The sequence below is a fragment of the Avrilella dinanensis genome (genome assembly GCF_002807015.1).
Taxonomy (GTDB): Bacteria; Bacteroidota; Bacteroidia; order Flavobacteriales; family Flavobacteriaceae; genus Flavobacterium; species Flavobacterium dinanensis.
The window spans coordinates 2,141,063-2,155,878 of record NZ_NIPO01000001.1; the positions used below are offsets into that span (position 1 = coordinate 2,141,063).

Below are 14,816 nucleotides of genomic sequence, written 5' to 3' on the forward strand. Positions count from 1 at the left end.
AAGCAGCAACGCTGATAATTACTATGAAACAAATAATGTCTGAAGACGAGCAATTTATTTTTGATTCCATTTATACGCAGGTTCGTTCCGGGTTTTTCAGTCTGGAAGACATTCAGGAAAGCATTCTCGAAGAAATTGAAGACAATGGTTTTGGCGATGAAATTTCTGAAGAATGGGCGTATGAACACATCGACAAAGTGTATGATAATCTTTTGGAAGAAAGCCAAACATGGCAATCACCAACAGAAACCGAACGTTTAATAACGGCTTTTGATGACCTTGCGGCAACGCACAAAATAACAGCATTGCATTACGCAGGTTATACGATGGACGACGGCGAATATGAAGTGGTTGAAATAGAACGTACGCTGATAGAAAACGGTGAAAAATCCGAAGGATATTGTTTTTATCACGGACAGGATTTGGAACGTGCCGTGAGGGGCGAAGGTTTGTTGATTGCTTTTCAAAAAATTGACAACGTAAGCGATAGCGTTTCCAAAGAAATTGCGAAAAAAATAGTTGAGGTACTGGAACAGCACGGTTTAAGAACAGAATGGAACGGAAAAGCCGATGCACGCATTTTATTGCCCGATTTCAAATGGCAACGTATTTATAACGAAAACGACCGTGATTTGCTGAATTACAATTATGTGATAGATGCTGTTTTGGGAAATTAGCTCAATGAGCGAATTCATTTACGATTCTTTCATTCGCTAATTAAACAAAAATGAAATTCGGAAAAGTAAACGCCCCTTCCGTTATTGATTTTACATTTCATTAAATTGGGTACAGACATTCGTTATCCTAATAAAAATTTCAAACATTATTTTAAAAATGAATAATGATTATTTAACCGGAATAAAAAAGCAGTTTGCCTATTACAAACAATTGGGCGACAAAACCTTTGAACAGCTGGCAGAGGCGGATTTCTTCTGGCAGTATAATGAAGAAAGTAACAGCATTGCAGTAATTGTCAAACACCTTTGGGGAAATATGTTATCTCGTTGGACGGATATTTTTACAACCGACGGCGAAAAAGAATGGCGAAACCGCGATACTGAATTTGAAAATGACCTTAAAGACAAAACGGAAGTATTGGCAAAATGGAATGCAGGCTGGGATTGCCTATTTCATACATTGGATTCTCTTTCTGAGGCAGATTTAACCCGTATTATTTACATACGCAACCAAGGGCATACAGTGGCGGAAGCTATTAGCAGACAATTAGCACATTATCCCTATCATGTTGGGCAGATTGTTTTTATCGGTAAAATGATTCAGAATGAAAAATGGCAATCACTTTCCATTCCACGAAACCAGTCGAAAGGCTATAACGATAAAAAATTTTCGATGGAAAAACAACGTACTCATTTTACAGATGAGTTTTTAAACGATACCGATTCAGAAAAATAAATATTACAACGCTGAGTAATATTGGAAAAGAAACTGGGGAAAACAGAAATAGAAAAGTTGAAATAAGTGTAATGTTAATGAGCTTATTAATTAAATCTGAAAAAAACTCATCAGATTAATGGTTTCTGTAACAAATTCCATAAATTCGTACTCATTATATAAAATTACAAAAATAAATATGTTTCGATTAAAACTAAAACCCTTATTGGCTGCGGCTTTTATAGCTTTGGCAGCAACTTCACATGTGTCTGCACAAGATGATTTGATTAATAAAGTTAAAGCCAATCAAAGTGCCAACAGTAAAGACCATTTTACATTCACAGACGTTATCAATATAGAAAATACTTCGGTAAAAGACCAAGGTTCATCAGGCACGTGCTGGAGCTATTCCGGAAACTCATTTATTGAGTCAGAAATGATTCGTATGGGTAAAAAACCGGTTGAACTGGCTCAAATTTTCACGGCTCGCAACGCTTATATTGAGAAAGGCGAAATGTATGTGAAAATGCACGGAGCGGTAACTTTAGGCGAAGGTGGAGCGTTTCACGATGTAATGAATATGCACAAAAAATATGGAATTGTTCCAAGAAGTGCTTACACCGGATTACAGGAAGGACAAACGCGTAACAATTTTTCTGAAATGACTTCAATGCTGGAGTCAGTTCTGGCATCTGTTATCAAAAACAAGAAACTGTCAGACAATTGGTTAGATGCTTACACCGCTATCATTGATACTTATCTGGGAGAAGCTCCGAAAGAGTTTATGTATGAAGGCAAAAAATACACTCCAAAAACTTTCGCTGATGAAGTTGTTGGTATCAATCCTGATGATTATGTGGAAGTTTCTTCTTTTCAGGAATATCCATGGTATACCAAATTCACTTTGTTGGTTCCCGATAACTGGGCATTTGACCAGGTTTGGAATGTTAAGCAGGACGAATTGGTAGAAATTGTTGACCATGCTTTGAAAAACGGCTATACCGTAGCTTGGGGTGGAGATGTTTCTGAGAAAGGTTTTAGCTGGAAAAATGGAGTAGCTTATATTCCTGAAACCGACTTTGGACAAATGACTACTGAGGAAAAAGCAACAATGTTCAACGGTCCTAAACCTGAGAAAAAAGTCACTGATGCCGACCGTCAAAAAGCGTTTGATAATTACGAAACTACCGACGACCACGGAATGCACATCGTAGGAATCGCCAAAGACCAAAACGGTAAAGAATATTACATTGTTAAAAATTCGTGGGGATTATCCAATGATTATCAGGGATATATGTATATGACCAAAGCGTTTATGAAATACAAAGCTACCGATATTATGGTGCATAAAGACGGACTTCCAAAAGGGATTGCTAGAAAGTTGTCATTGTAGTAATATAATTAGGTCAATATAGCTTAAACAAAAAATCCGGTTTCAACAGAAACCGGATTTTTTTGTGGTACCTCCAGGAATCGAACCAGGGACACACGGATTTTCAGTCCGTTGCTCTACCAACTGAGCTAAGGTACCAGAGTTTACGCTTTTATTTTGTGGTGCCTCCAGGAATCGAACCAGGGACACACGGATTTTCAGTCCGTTGCTCTACCAACTGAGCTAAGGCACCAGTTGTAAACTCTTGTTGAAAAATTTGTGGTACCTCCAGGAATCGAACCAGGGACACACGGATTTTCAGTCCGTTGCTCTACCAACTGAGCTAAGGTACCATTAATACCGCCATTCAAAGCGATTGCAAATATAAAAGGTTTTTTTTATCTATACCTAATATTTTCTAAAAAAATCTTGTGTAGCTTTGTTCTCAAAGAAAAACAAAAGATGATTATTGCTATTGATGTGGGAAATACAAGAATAAAAGTCGCTGTGTATGACCGAAATACATGGGGTGGGTTTTATCATATTGCCACAAAAGACTTCCGTTCGCAGATAGAAAATATAACAGAAAAACTGCCTGAAAAGCCGTTTATCATAATTTCTTCTGTGGGGAAACTCAACGAATATCAGCTTAAATGGCTGGCAACAAAAGGATTTTTGCATATTGTAAGTGCCAACGATAAGTTGCCTTTCGAGAATAAATATGCAACGCCACATACGCTCGGTGCCGACCGAATTGCTCTGGCTGCGGGTCTTGCATTGGAATTCCCCAAAAGAAATAAGCTCGTTATTGATTGCGGAACCTGTATTACTTACGATTTTGTCAATCAGCGGAATGAATACCTCGGCGGAGCGATTTCGCCCGGATTAAATCTGAGGTACAAAAGCCTGAATGACTACACTGCCAAGTTGCCGTTATTGTCGATAAGTGACGAATATCCGCTGACGGGAACTTCAACAAATCAGAGTATTCACTCGGGAGTAATCAACGGAGCGGTGGCGGAAATCGACGGGTTTATCAATGAATACAAAACGCGGTATGATAATTTAACAGTAATTTTAACAGGCGGCGACGCTATTTTTTTGGCTGAAAGCATAAAAAATAACATCTTTGTACGTTCAAACTTTCTGATAGAGAGTTTGGTTTTGTATTATCAATATATTAATTCATGATAAAAAAACTTATATTAAGCCTTACGCTTGTTTTCGGGCTGTCCGCTTATGCTCAGCAAGGTACGGCGTCCCCTTATTCTTTCTACAACGGAGGGGATATTCACTTTAAAGGAACACATGATATCAAAACCATGGGAAGCCTGGCGGTTTTTCAGGATAGTATCCATACCAATTTACTCAATCCGGCATCTACGGCACAATTACAGGGAGCAAATTTGGCTTTAGGTTTAAGTACTTCGATGACAAAATTTACGTCGGCACAAAACAATGTAGACGTTAACCGGACAACGTTCGATTATTTGTCGCTGGCTTTTCCCGCAGGCAAATTTGGCTTTTCGCTGGGTGTGATGCCTCGCTCATTTGTAGGTTATGACATACTGAATGAAGCACAGGAAAACGAATTTACGGTAAGAAAAAATTATTTAGGCGAAGGCGGTATAAACAGAGCTTTTGTCGGAATTGCCTACCGCATTACCGACCGTTTGAATATCGGGGTGGAAACACAGTATAATTTTGGTCAGAGTGAAAACAGTGTGATTAAATTTATCACAGACGACGGACATGGACTGAGTTTGGACAGAGGAACACGCGAGTTGATTAATAATCGTTACAGCGGACTGAGTATCAACACTGGGATTAACTATGTACACCCACTGAAAGATAAAATTCAGTTGAATATCGGAGTAACTTACAGCCCTGAAATGAAAATTGATAATGAGCAGGATATTGCCTTGTCAACCATTGAGTTAGCCAACGATTTGTCTTATAGGGATATTGATGTTTTTGAACAGCCGACAAGAAAAAATAAATTTGTTTTGCCTTCAAAATATAGTATCGGAGCAGGAATCGGCGACCCGAATAAATGGTTTGCAGGAATTGAATATACCGGTACGCAATCTTCACAAATCAACGCCTACAATACTTATTCAAACGCAAGTTATAATGACGGCTACAAAATAGCGGCAGGAGGTTTTTACACGCCCGACCACAGGTCACTGACCAGCTATATGAAAAGAATGACCTATCGTTTTGGCGCCAGATATGAAAATACCGGATTTGTGTTGAATCAACAGGAAATTAAAGATTATTCGGTTTCGGCAGGAATTGGCTTGCCCATTGGAGAAATGCGACAAGGAATTTCATTGTCTAATCTGAATATTGGTGTAGAATACGGACAAAGAGGAACCAGCTCACATGGTTTGATTAAAGAAAATTATTTTAATATTTCTGTCGGATTGTCGTTCAATGATTTCTCTTGGTTTGTGAAACGTAAATTAGACTAAATGAAGAAGTTTGCAGGGTATATGACGGCAATAATGAGCCTTGCGATACTAATAAGTTGCGGTAATGAACAGAATTATTCCGCCCGGCAAACAACAGAATTAATTCCGGCAGGTATTGCGGAGAAAATTGAAGTGAAATATACTGATTCTGCCCGGATTAAAGCGATTTTGTTTGCTGATAAAATGTTGGATTACAGTAATGTAAAATATCCTTTTAATGATTTTCCGGAAGGGGTAAATGTGGTTGTTTTTGATGAAGATAAAAACAAAAACTTTATTGAAGCTGATTATGCCATTGCCTATTCCAAAACCGGACTGATTGACCTGAGAGGCAATGTGAAAATTACTTCCCACAACGGAACGGTTATGACTACGCCACAGTTGTATTATGACCAAAAACTGAACTGGTTTTTTACCGAGTATCGTTTCAAAGTTGTGGACGAAAACCAGAGTGTTTTTGAGGGTATCGGTGTTGATTTTGACAGCGAATTCAAAACTATGAATGCCCACCAAAACAGAGGAGTTATCAAGGGAACAGATTCCGCTGATTTATAAAAAACATATATAATTATGAAAGTTTACAGAATTACCGTATTTTTATACTTAGGTTTCGCCTTGTATTTTCTTTATGATGCTTATGTCGAGTATCAGAGAGAAGGCGATTACTGGATTAGATTAATTTTTGCAGCCATGGCTCTATTCCTGTTCTTTTTCAGACAGAGAAGCATCAGGAATATGGAAGAAAGGAAAAAAAATCAACAATAATATATGGGGATAAGTGTTTTAGTAATATCCTTTATTTTTCTTTTTATATTATCTTCTTTGATAGCGGCTTACCGCTACGCAAACAAGGTCTTGCTGACGTTAGAAAACAAAAAAGAAGACCGAAAAACCAATTACACCCTCGACCTGATTACGGAAAAACCAAGATTGTATGTGGCATCACTCAAATTTGGTTCTGTAATATGCTGGGTGTTAATTATTTATTATAGCTTACGGTTGTTCTGGACGATTAAACACGATAACGAAATTACTTTTTTACTGATTTATTTTTCGGTGACGCTTTTCGTGCTGTATCTGGTCGAGCATTTCTTTCCGAAAGTGCTTGTCAAACCCAATGCAACTCTGATTATTACCAAATTAGATAAAGTAATCAGTATCTTGCTCAAAATTCTGGTTCCTTTTACGAAACCGCTCATTCGCTTTTCAGATTTTTTCTTGAAAACATTCTTTCGCATACAACCAACAGAAAACACGAATTTGCTGAGTATAGGTGAATTAGGAACATATATCAGTAGGCAAATTGATGCTGCCGAGCAAAAAGAGGATTTAGATGCTGAATTACAGATTTTACAAAATGCGTTGTCTTTTACCGATGTCAAGGTCAAAGAAGTGATGACACCGCGGGTGGATATGTCGTCTGTACTGATTAATGATGATTTTGAGCATATCCGAAATGTTTTTATGGAAACCGGTTATTCCAAACTGTTGGTTTACAATGAAAAAGGAAATAATGTTTTAGGATATATCCACGTTTTTGATTTGCTGAAACAACCACAAGATGTGCAGGAAATATTACGTCCGGTGGTGGAAGTTTATGAAAATACATTTATCAATAATTTATTTCAGACTTTGTCTTTGCAGAAAAAGTCCATTGCTGTGGTAATTGATGAATATGGTGACATTTCCGGTATGGTTACGATGGAAGACATTATTGAAGAACTTTTTGGGGAAATAGATGATGAACATGACCATGACGAATGGGTAGAGAAAAAAATCGATGAGAATAAATATATTCTGTCTGCTCGTTTGGAGGTAGATTATCTCAATGAAAAATATGATTTAAACCTGCCTGTCAGTGAAGATTACAACACTTTAGGAGGATTTGTAATCACGCATTGCAATCAAATTCCGACCCAGGGAAGTGTGATTAAAGTAAGCGATTACAGCGTCAAAATTCTGTCGGCAACCGAAAGAAAAATCGATGTGGTGGAATTGGTCGTTGAGTAGTAATTTATAATCTTGCGTATTCTTTATAAACCTCGGCAATTTCGTCAAAAATGGCTAATAAAATTTCTGGTTCGTCTGTGGTAACGAGTTTTTGTTTGTAAGGTTTAAAACCGTGAATCCCTTTGAAATAATTGGTGTAATGCCGTCTCATTTCCAGTATGCCCAATCGTTCGCCTTTCCATTCCATTGACCAAATCAGATGATTTCTCGCAGCTTCGATACGGTCAGTAATTGCGGGTTGAGGGAGCAATTCGCCGGTTTTGAAATAATGTTTGATTTCGTTAAATATCCATGGATAACCAATAGCGGCACGACCAATCATGATACCGTCTAAGCCAAACTTTTCTTTGTATTCCAACGCCTTTTGCGGGGAGTCAATATCGCCGTTTCCGAAAATAGGAATATGAATTCTCGGATTGTTTTTGATACGTTCAATATGCGTCCAATCCGAATGACCTTTGTACATCTGAGCTCTCGTTCGGGCGTGTATAGTCAGGGCATGAATGCCAACATCTTGCAGCCGTTCGGCAACTTCATCAATATTAATAGAATCTTCGTCCCAGCCCAAACGCGTTTTTACCGTAACAGGTAAATGGGTGCTTTTTACGACCGCTTTTGTCAGTCTGACCATCAAATCAATGTCTTTCAGCACACCGGCTCCGGCTCCTTTGCAAACCACTTTTTTAACCGGACAGCCAAAATTAATATCCACCAAATCGGGCTCAACGGTTTCTACAATTCTTGCCGACATCGCCATCGCTTCTTCATCGCCGCCAAAAATTTGAATACCAACCGGTCGTTCATAATCAAAGATGTCGAGTTTTTTCTTACTTTTTATCGCATCTCTGATTAATCCTTCTGAAGAAATAAATTCCGAGTACATCAAATCTGCTCCGTGCTGCTTACACAAACGGCGGAATGGCGGGTCGCTGACATCTTCCATAGGTGCCAGTAATAACGGGTGTTCGGGTAACTCGATTGAACCGATTTTTATCATTGGGATATTTTTGTGCAAAATTACTTCTTATTATTTAAACGAGAAAAACTAAATGACAAAAACCCTCTGTTACCCCAGAACAGGGCCGCGTTTATTCCACATTAGAAGTAGCGGGTTTAATTTAACATACATGTTAATTTATAGAGTTTCACTAACAGAGCCTTAATGTTAAGTTGAATTTTAGGTAAATCGTTTTTATCAAGCAATTATTTTCTTTGTAACAAAAAGGAAATATATGGTAAAATCAACATTAATAAGTGCTTTAATAAGCCTGATTCTCGGAGCTGGTTGGATTTTTTTTAACCTTAATACATTGGAATATAGCAAACATTATTCGTATCATTTATTTGCAGATATAAATCGTTCATTTACGGAATTAGATGAAACGGGTAATGCTTTTAGACAAGGAAATGTTTCTCTTGATTCATTACAAAATGCATTAATCGAAGCACGAAAAGAATACAAAAAAGGAGAATTCCTACTTTCTTTTTACTTTCCGGAGTATGTCAATGAAAATATCAATGGAGCTCCTTTGTTAGGTTCCGAAGTAGAAAACTCAAAACCATTGCTACATAACCCTCAAGGATTACAAGTTTTGGATGAGCTTGTTTATTCAGATGAAGCCGAATCTGAACGAAACGAAATAGCAAATCTGACCCGAAGATTGAAGAATAGCTATGCTGTTCTGTTTGCTAAGCTAAATGCACTACAAGTTAGCGAAGATTATGCTGTTTTGGCCATGCGTGTACAATTGGTACGTATATTTTCACTTGGTGTAACAGGATTTGATACGCCAGGTTCGCTAAACGGTATTGACGAGGCAATCGTTTCACTAAATGGAATGAATGTTTATATACAAACAGAAAATATCATTAAAAATAAAAAGCAGAGGGCTGAGATAATCCGTCAATTTGATAGCACTATTCAATATCTACAAGATAACGATAGTTTTGAACAACTAGACCGATTAACTTTATTAACTGAATATATAGATCCATTGTACAAAGCACTAGGGAAAGCTCATCCGGTAGAGGCTGATGAATATTTACAAAACATCACCTCTTGGAATCCGGAAAGTGAATCTATTTTTGATGCGGATTTTCTCAATCCATACTTCTATACTGAGTTGAATAGGGCTGAGGATTCGGAAAAACTGAAATCGTTGGGCGAAAAGCTTTTTTATGATACTTCATTAAGTCAAACCCAAACCATGAGTTGTGCCAGCTGTCATCATCCCGAAAAAGGCTTCACAGACGGAATGGCGAAATCAACCAGTAAAGTGCACGGACAAACCGTGATGCGAAATGCACCTACTTTGCTCAACGCCGTGTATGCCGATAGGTATTTTTATGATTTGAGAGCCTTCTCTTTAGAACAACAAATCGAACATGTGATATTTAATGAGAGTGAGTTTAGTACTTCTTACCAGCAAATATTGGAAAAAATCAACACAAACAAAGAGTACCAAGCTATTTTCAATAATTTATATAGAAAAGACTCGATTAATCGAGATGAATTGAGTAAAGCTTTGGCATCGTATGTATTGTCATTACACTCTTTCGATAGTGAATTTGACCGGTATGTGAGGGGTGAACAGTCTGCTCTGTCTGAAGATATTCGTAACGGGTTTAACCTTTTTATGGGCAAAGCCAATTGTGCAACTTGTCATTTTGCTCCAACTTTTAGTGGTTTGGTCCCTCCGCTATTTACGGATAGTGAAAGTGAAATTTTAGGAGTAATGACACATCATCAATCTAATCAATTAGATACTGATCAGGGTAGGTATGACAATGGCGTGAGCACAGAAAATTTGTGGATTTATGAAAAATCTTTTAAAACAACTACGGTAAGAAATATCGAAATTACTGCACCATACTTTCATAACGGTGCTTACTCAACCCTCGAAGAAGTCGTGGATTTTTATGACACCGGTGGAGGTGAAGGCGTAGGATTAAACGTTAGAAATCAAACGTTGGCCGCAGACCAGCTCTTCCTGACAGATAAGGAAAAATCAGATATAATCACATTTATGAAAGCATTAACCGATTATCAATACAAAAAATAATAACTTAAAAACAATCAAAATGAAGCAACTTAAACTATTTGCTTGGATGCTGTTACCTATGTTCACTTGGGCACAAGAACAGCAAACCATCTTAAACCCCGGCTCCGAATGGTATTATTTAGACGATGGATCTGATCAACAAAGTACTTGGAGGACAGAAACTTTCGATTATTCGTCTTGGCAAAGCGGACCAGCTCCTCTCGGATTTGGAGACCCAATGGCGACAACTATATCCTATGGCGACGACTCGTCAAACAAACATATCACGTATTATTTTATAAGAGATATAGAAGTAAATCTATCAGAAATATCTGAACAGGTAAATTTTAACATTCGACGCGATGATGGTGTCGTTGTCTATGTTAATGGAGAAGAGGTAATCCGTGACAATATGCCCGATGGCGAAATAGACTATCAAGCTTTTTCATCCACCACTATTGACGGGGGTGATGAAACAGTATATAATAGTTTTACTTTACCCAAATCAATATTTGAAGAAGGAAACAACCGAATAGCTGTAGAAATCCACAATCGTAGTTTAAGTAGCTCGGATATTGCTTTTGACATGAGTATAACATACCTGCTATATGAAGAACCGGAAGACGTAGTAACAACAAGTGCGTTTCCGCTCGAAAAAGGTTCTGGTTGGGCATATAATGACCTTGGACCGGGTAATCTCGAATATGATTGGAAAGAACAGGATTTTGAAAATTCAAGCTGGTCTGCCGGATACGCTCCACTTGGATATGGAGATCCGATGAAAACAAATATTTCGTATGGAGATGATTCGTCCAACAAACATATCACTTATTATTTCACCAAAGATTTGGAAGTTAATTTAGATGAATTAACTGACGAAATTGAAATTGGTTTGAGACGTGATGATGGAGCTATAGTGTATATTAACGGGCAAGAGATTCTTCGGGATAATTTACCTGAAGGAACGATTACACCCAACACATGGACAAATAGCATTGTTGATGGAGCCGATGAAAAGCTTTACTACTCTTTCTTTGCTCCAAAAACGGTTTTCCAAAATGGCATCAACCGTATCGCTGTTGAGATTCACCAAAGAGATGGACAAAGCTCGGATGTGGGGTTTGATATGTATATAAACAACAAATTGCCGGAATATGTGTGTGAAGAGGGACATATTTCGTGTTTTACTTCTATCGAGCCTACCACGCAAACTTCTTTTTTGATTATCCCTTCAGAGCATCGCTTTCAAATGCTTTTCAAACAAGGAAGTGAATATAGCGACGGTAACGGTACTGTTCCGGGCAACCATGATTTTACGGCCTATATTCCGTCTGAAGGAGAAACTGCCAGTACGATTGGATGGCTTTCGGTAAATCACGAAAATTATCCGGGAGGTGTATCTATCCTTAATCTTGAACTGGACGAAAATCCCGAAAACCTATTATGGCAAGTTCAAGATAGTCGTAAAGTAGATTTTAGCACACCCGATTTGGTCAAAACAGAAAGAAACTGTTCGGGAGGTATTACCCCGTGGCATACAGTAATTACTGCCGAAGAATCGACAAGTTCCGGAGATAGTAATGGCGATGGTTATCAAGATGTGGGCTGGTTAGTAGAAATTGACCCTGTAACAGCTTCAGTAATGGATTACGACAACGATGGAGTGAAAGATAAATTATACCATTTGGGACGCATGAATCATGAAAATGTGGTTATAAGCCAAGATGGTAGCGTTGCTTATTATGGTGAAGATGGCGGTACACACTGTGTGTACAAGTTTGTACCGGATACACCGGGAGACATTACTTCAGGCAATGTATATGTGCTAAAATTAGATTTATCTTTATCCAACGATGAACCTAGTAGTGCAACAGCTACGTGGATTCCGGTACCAAATGTAACACAGGCTGAACGAAATAATATGGCATCCATAGCTTCTGCTTTGGGAGGAACAAACTTCAATGGTGTGGAAGATGTTGAAATAGGACCGGATGGCATGGTTTATTTTACTTCAAAAGGAAAAAATAGAGTGTATCGTTTTAAGGATAATGGAGATAACATCTCTAACTTTGAAACCTTTGTAGGAGGAATGAGTTATCCTATCGAAACGTCTATAGGTACAATTATGGAATCTTGGTCGGATGGTAATGATAACTTAGCATTTGATGACAAAGGAAACCTATGGGTAGTGCAAGATGGCGGAAGAAACTATATTTGGGTGGTTAGACCCAATCACAGACAAAGCCATCCACAGGTTTTAATACATAGTTCAACTCCTGCAGGAGCAGAACCTACAGGGTTAACTTTCTCGCCGGATTACAAGTACGGATTTTTCTCAGTACAGCATCCGAGTGGTAACAACCAACCACAAATTGATGCTACCGGACAAACAGTAAGATTTAATGCATCGGCATCATTAGTATTTGCTAATAAAAATCTATTAGGTGAACAACAACCTACATCTGTCGAGGAAGAAGAATTAAGAGCCGGTACGCTTATCTATCCAAATCCGACTTATGATATGGTGAATATCAAGTTAAATATTGGTATAGGAAAAGATATTCTTGTTGAAATATATGACATAACCGGGCGAAAAGTGATTGAAAAACAAACTGTTTCATCTGCAAGCCAGGAAGTTATTCAAATTGATCTGTCTTCTGTTTATGGCAATCAGTTATTGGTGTGTAAAATAACCGTTGACGGGAAGTCTTATTCTTATAATATTCAAAAAAACAATTAATTAATACATCACTTACAAGGTCGGCCTTGGTCGACCTTTTTTCTATCTGAAAATGAAAAAAAATATACTTCTTTTTATTGGAATAGCATTTGTACAAAGCGTAAAAGGTCAAGATGTTGTTTCCAAAGCATATTCAATGGAAGATGCAATACATCATCGTTTGGAGGTAACGGAACTTAACTTGCGAAATCAAAACTTATTCTTGATTCCTGACGATATCGAAAAACTATCTAATCTAAAATTTCTTAATCTTATGCAAAATAATATTGAAATTTGGAATCCTAAGTTGTTCAATTTGGGACAACTGGAAACGTTTATTATCCGACAAAATGCGGTGAAGTATGTGCCGAAACACATCGGAAAAATGCAAGATCTTCGAGAGCTTGATTTGGCGTTGTGTAATTTAACTGAACTACCTCACGAAATCGGAAATTTAGAAAACTTACAACATCTTAGACTTTCACTTAATCAGCTCACAACCTTACCCGAAAGTATCGGAAAATGTCAAAACTTAATCTCTTTGGATTTGGACAATAATCATATTAACCGGTTGCCGGAGCAATTATCTGAGCTGAAAAACCTTAAAAGCTTGATTTTAACGAATAATCAACTCCATGAAATAAGTTCTTCTTGGTTAATGTTGAGTAATTTACAAGAGTTGAATGTGGAGTCAAATCGTTTGTATCATTTGCCTGCAAATCTTTATAGGCTTGAAAAGCTTCAGATACTCATTCTCAATAATAATCAACTCAAAGAGTTACCTGAATCTTTAGGAAAATTAAGCAACTTGAGCTTACTATCGTTGGCAAATAATAGATTGGAAAAACTTCCAGATGATTTGTCTGGTTTGATTAATTTGAAAACTTTAATCTTAACGGATAATCCTATCAGCAAAGCTGAGCAAAACCGAATTGTAAAAGCTTTGCCAAACTGTAGAGTATACTATTAAAAACTGAATATCTATCCAAGCAAATATTGATATTTTAGATGGTATCTTTTTGAAATCTTTTCACCGCTTACTTTCCGCATATCCGCATTGGGATTATCAATAAACTGAGGTAGAGGATAAAGCCCTAATTTATTGGCCTCTTGCGTATAAAAATCTCTGCGATTGTGTTGGATTGGAGCAACGATATTGAAAATTTCATTAGGGATTTCTTGTTCGGTCATTTTTTCCACAAACCGGATTATATCTTTTCTATGGATCATATTTACCGGATTATTTGCATCTTCAATTACCTCTCTTTTTACAATAAAATGAACGGGGTGCCGGTCTTCGCCAATCAGTCCACCCAAACGAAGAACAGAAGCATTAAAACTCGGATTGTTTAAAAGCATATTTTCGATTTCCACGATTTGTTTATCCATTTCAGCAACAGGAATAATGGGCGTTTCCTCATCAACATTGCCTTTCAGTGAAAGATAAACCGTTGTGGAACTTGTATAGAGAACTTCTTTGATATGATGTTTTTCAATAAACGGGATTACGAATTTTATTTTATTCACATAATTTTCCTCAACATTTTGAGTTCGTCCGGGCGGAATGGTAACAATCAGTAGGTCTGTATCGGCAAGTAGTTTATCCGTATTGCTAATGTCTGCTCCCGAACCTACGTTGATGATAAAACTTTCGATACCATTTTCTTCAAAAAAAGAGATTTTTTCGGGAGTAGTGGTAGATACTTTTACTTTGTGTCCGTTGTTTTTGAGTTGCAGGGCTAAGGGACTTCCCAGCCAGCCCGCACCGAGTATGCTGATTTTTTTCATGTAATCGAAATGATTTTGTT

The 14,816-nt window shown here is 37.6% G+C and carries 13 protein-coding genes and 3 tRNA genes; 11 read left to right on the forward strand and 5 right to left on the reverse strand.

Annotated elements, in window-relative coordinates; all coding sequences use genetic code 11:
- The first annotated feature begins 23 nt into the window (after nucleotides 1-23).
- The 3 genes from CDL10_RS10400 (at nucleotide 24) to CDL10_RS10410 (ending at nucleotide 2,785) form a co-directional block, all read left to right on the forward strand.
- Nucleotides 24-677 carry a DUF6891 domain-containing protein gene (locus CDL10_RS10400; RefSeq protein ID WP_243389336.1) on the forward strand — a complete coding sequence of 218 codons (654 nt, stop codon included), beginning with the start codon at nucleotides 24-26 and terminating at the stop codon, nucleotides 675-677.
- A 157-nt stretch (nucleotides 678-834) separates the two neighbouring features.
- On the forward strand, nucleotides 835-1,413 hold the full coding sequence (locus CDL10_RS10405) for a DUF1572 family protein (protein WP_100678466.1): 579 nt from the start codon (nucleotides 835-837) through the stop codon (nucleotides 1,411-1,413).
- 178 nt (nucleotides 1,414-1,591) lie between these two features.
- Complete coding sequence (locus CDL10_RS10410) at nucleotides 1,592-2,785, forward strand: C1 family peptidase (RefSeq protein WP_100678467.1); 1,194 nt, start codon at nucleotides 1,592-1,594, stop codon at nucleotides 2,783-2,785.
- 65 nt (nucleotides 2,786-2,850) lie between these two features.
- On the opposite strand, the gene CDL10_RS10415 is transcribed toward CDL10_RS10410, so the two are convergent.
- The 3 genes from CDL10_RS10415 to CDL10_RS10425 form a co-directional block, all read right to left on the reverse strand.
- Nucleotides 2,851-2,923 (reverse strand) — tRNA-Phe (locus tag CDL10_RS10415).
- A gap of 21 nt (nucleotides 2,924-2,944) precedes the next feature.
- Nucleotides 2,945-3,017: transfer RNA gene (locus CDL10_RS10420), tRNA-Phe, on the reverse strand.
- Nucleotides 3,018-3,044: 27 nt separating this feature from the next.
- Nucleotides 3,045-3,117: transfer RNA gene (locus CDL10_RS10425), tRNA-Phe, on the reverse strand.
- Nucleotides 3,118-3,226: 109 nt separating this feature from the next.
- On the opposite strand from CDL10_RS10425, the gene CDL10_RS10430 reads away from it, so the two are divergent.
- From CDL10_RS10430 to CDL10_RS10450, 5 genes are read left to right on the forward strand one after another with little or no spacing between them, the layout of a single operon-like run.
- Nucleotides 3,227-3,955 carry a type III pantothenate kinase gene (locus tag CDL10_RS10430; RefSeq protein WP_100678468.1) on the forward strand — a complete coding sequence of 243 codons (729 nt, stop codon included), beginning with the start codon at nucleotides 3,227-3,229 and terminating at the stop codon, nucleotides 3,953-3,955.
- Entirely contained in the window at nucleotides 3,952-5,238 is a 1,287-nt protein-coding gene (locus tag CDL10_RS10435) for a ShlB/FhaC/HecB family protein (RefSeq protein ID WP_100678469.1), read from the forward strand. Before CDL10_RS10430 ends, CDL10_RS10435 begins: the two co-directional genes overlap by 4 nt.
- Nucleotides 5,239-5,793 carry an LPS export ABC transporter periplasmic protein LptC gene (gene lptC, locus CDL10_RS10440; protein ID WP_243389337.1) on the forward strand — a complete coding sequence of 185 codons (555 nt, stop codon included), beginning with the start codon at nucleotides 5,239-5,241 and terminating at the stop codon, nucleotides 5,791-5,793.
- 15 nt (nucleotides 5,794-5,808) lie between these two features.
- Entirely contained in the window at nucleotides 5,809-6,003 is a 195-nt protein-coding gene (locus tag CDL10_RS10445) for a hypothetical protein (RefSeq protein WP_100678470.1), read from the forward strand.
- Nucleotides 6,004-6,006: 3 nt separating this feature from the next.
- The gene (locus CDL10_RS10450; protein ID WP_100678471.1) at nucleotides 6,007-7,248 is read left to right on the forward strand and encodes a hemolysin family protein; all 1,242 of its coding nucleotides are present in this window, start codon (nucleotides 6,007-6,009) and stop codon (nucleotides 7,246-7,248) included.
- Between the two features lie 4 nt (nucleotides 7,249-7,252).
- Here CDL10_RS10450 and dusB read toward each other — a convergent pair whose 3' ends face one another.
- Nucleotides 7,253-8,245 (reverse strand): tRNA dihydrouridine synthase DusB, encoded by a 993-nt coding sequence (gene dusB, locus CDL10_RS10455; protein WP_100678472.1) that lies wholly within the window; start codon nucleotides 8,243-8,245, stop codon nucleotides 7,253-7,255.
- Between the two features lie 235 nt (nucleotides 8,246-8,480).
- Between dusB and CDL10_RS10460 the strand changes: the two genes are divergently transcribed.
- Genes CDL10_RS10460 through CDL10_RS10470 form a run of 3 tightly spaced genes read left to right on the forward strand, consistent with a single transcriptional unit; the run spans nucleotide 8,481 to nucleotide 13,978 of the window.
- Nucleotides 8,481-10,310 carry a cytochrome-c peroxidase gene (locus tag CDL10_RS10460; RefSeq protein ID WP_100678473.1) on the forward strand — a complete coding sequence of 610 codons (1,830 nt, stop codon included), beginning with the start codon at nucleotides 8,481-8,483 and terminating at the stop codon, nucleotides 10,308-10,310.
- A 19-nt stretch (nucleotides 10,311-10,329) separates the two neighbouring features.
- The gene (locus CDL10_RS10465) at nucleotides 10,330-13,029 is read left to right on the forward strand and encodes an alkaline phosphatase PhoX (RefSeq protein WP_100678474.1); all 2,700 of its coding nucleotides are present in this window, start codon (nucleotides 10,330-10,332) and stop codon (nucleotides 13,027-13,029) included.
- A gap of 52 nt (nucleotides 13,030-13,081) precedes the next feature.
- Nucleotides 13,082-13,978: a leucine-rich repeat domain-containing protein gene (locus tag CDL10_RS10470; protein ID WP_100678475.1), complete on the forward strand. Its 897-nt coding sequence runs from the start codon at nucleotides 13,082-13,084 to the stop codon at nucleotides 13,976-13,978.
- Between the two features lie 11 nt (nucleotides 13,979-13,989).
- Here CDL10_RS10470 and CDL10_RS10475 read toward each other — a convergent pair whose 3' ends face one another.
- The gene (locus tag CDL10_RS10475; RefSeq protein WP_165773005.1) at nucleotides 13,990-14,796 is read right to left on the reverse strand and encodes an SDR family oxidoreductase; all 807 of its coding nucleotides are present in this window, start codon (nucleotides 14,794-14,796) and stop codon (nucleotides 13,990-13,992) included.
- Nucleotides 14,797-14,816: the final 20 nt, after the last annotated feature.

Excerpts from the sequence above, each read along its gene's own strand:
- CDL10_RS10400 (WP_243389336.1), top strand. The coding sequence starts at position 24 with ATGAAACAAATAATGTCTGAAGACGAGCAATTTATTTTTGATTCCATT.
- CDL10_RS10405 (WP_100678466.1), top strand. The coding sequence starts at position 835 with ATGAATAATGATTATTTAACCGGAATAAAAAAGCAGTTTGCCTATTAC.
- CDL10_RS10410 (WP_100678467.1), top strand. The coding sequence starts at position 1,592 with ATGTTTCGATTAAAACTAAAACCCTTATTGGCTGCGGCTTTTATAGCT.
- CDL10_RS10430 (WP_100678468.1), top strand. The coding sequence starts at position 3,227 with ATGATTATTGCTATTGATGTGGGAAATACAAGAATAAAAGTCGCTGTG.
- CDL10_RS10435 (WP_100678469.1), top strand. The coding sequence starts at position 3,952 with ATGATAAAAAAACTTATATTAAGCCTTACGCTTGTTTTCGGGCTGTCC.
- lptC (WP_243389337.1), top strand. The coding sequence starts at position 5,239 with ATGAAGAAGTTTGCAGGGTATATGACGGCAATAATGAGCCTTGCGATA.
- CDL10_RS10445 (WP_100678470.1), top strand. The coding sequence starts at position 5,809 with ATGAAAGTTTACAGAATTACCGTATTTTTATACTTAGGTTTCGCCTTG.
- CDL10_RS10450 (WP_100678471.1), top strand. The coding sequence starts at position 6,007 with ATGGGGATAAGTGTTTTAGTAATATCCTTTATTTTTCTTTTTATATTA.
- dusB (WP_100678472.1), bottom strand. The coding sequence starts at position 8,245 with ATGATAAAAATCGGTTCAATCGAGTTACCCGAACACCCGTTATTACTG.
- CDL10_RS10460 (WP_100678473.1), top strand. The coding sequence starts at position 8,481 with ATGGTAAAATCAACATTAATAAGTGCTTTAATAAGCCTGATTCTCGGA.
- CDL10_RS10465 (WP_100678474.1), top strand. The coding sequence starts at position 10,330 with ATGAAGCAACTTAAACTATTTGCTTGGATGCTGTTACCTATGTTCACT.
- CDL10_RS10470 (WP_100678475.1), top strand. The coding sequence starts at position 13,082 with ATGAAAAAAAATATACTTCTTTTTATTGGAATAGCATTTGTACAAAGC.
- CDL10_RS10475 (WP_165773005.1), bottom strand. The coding sequence starts at position 14,796 with ATGAAAAAAATCAGCATACTCGGTGCGGGCTGGCTGGGAAGTCCCTTA.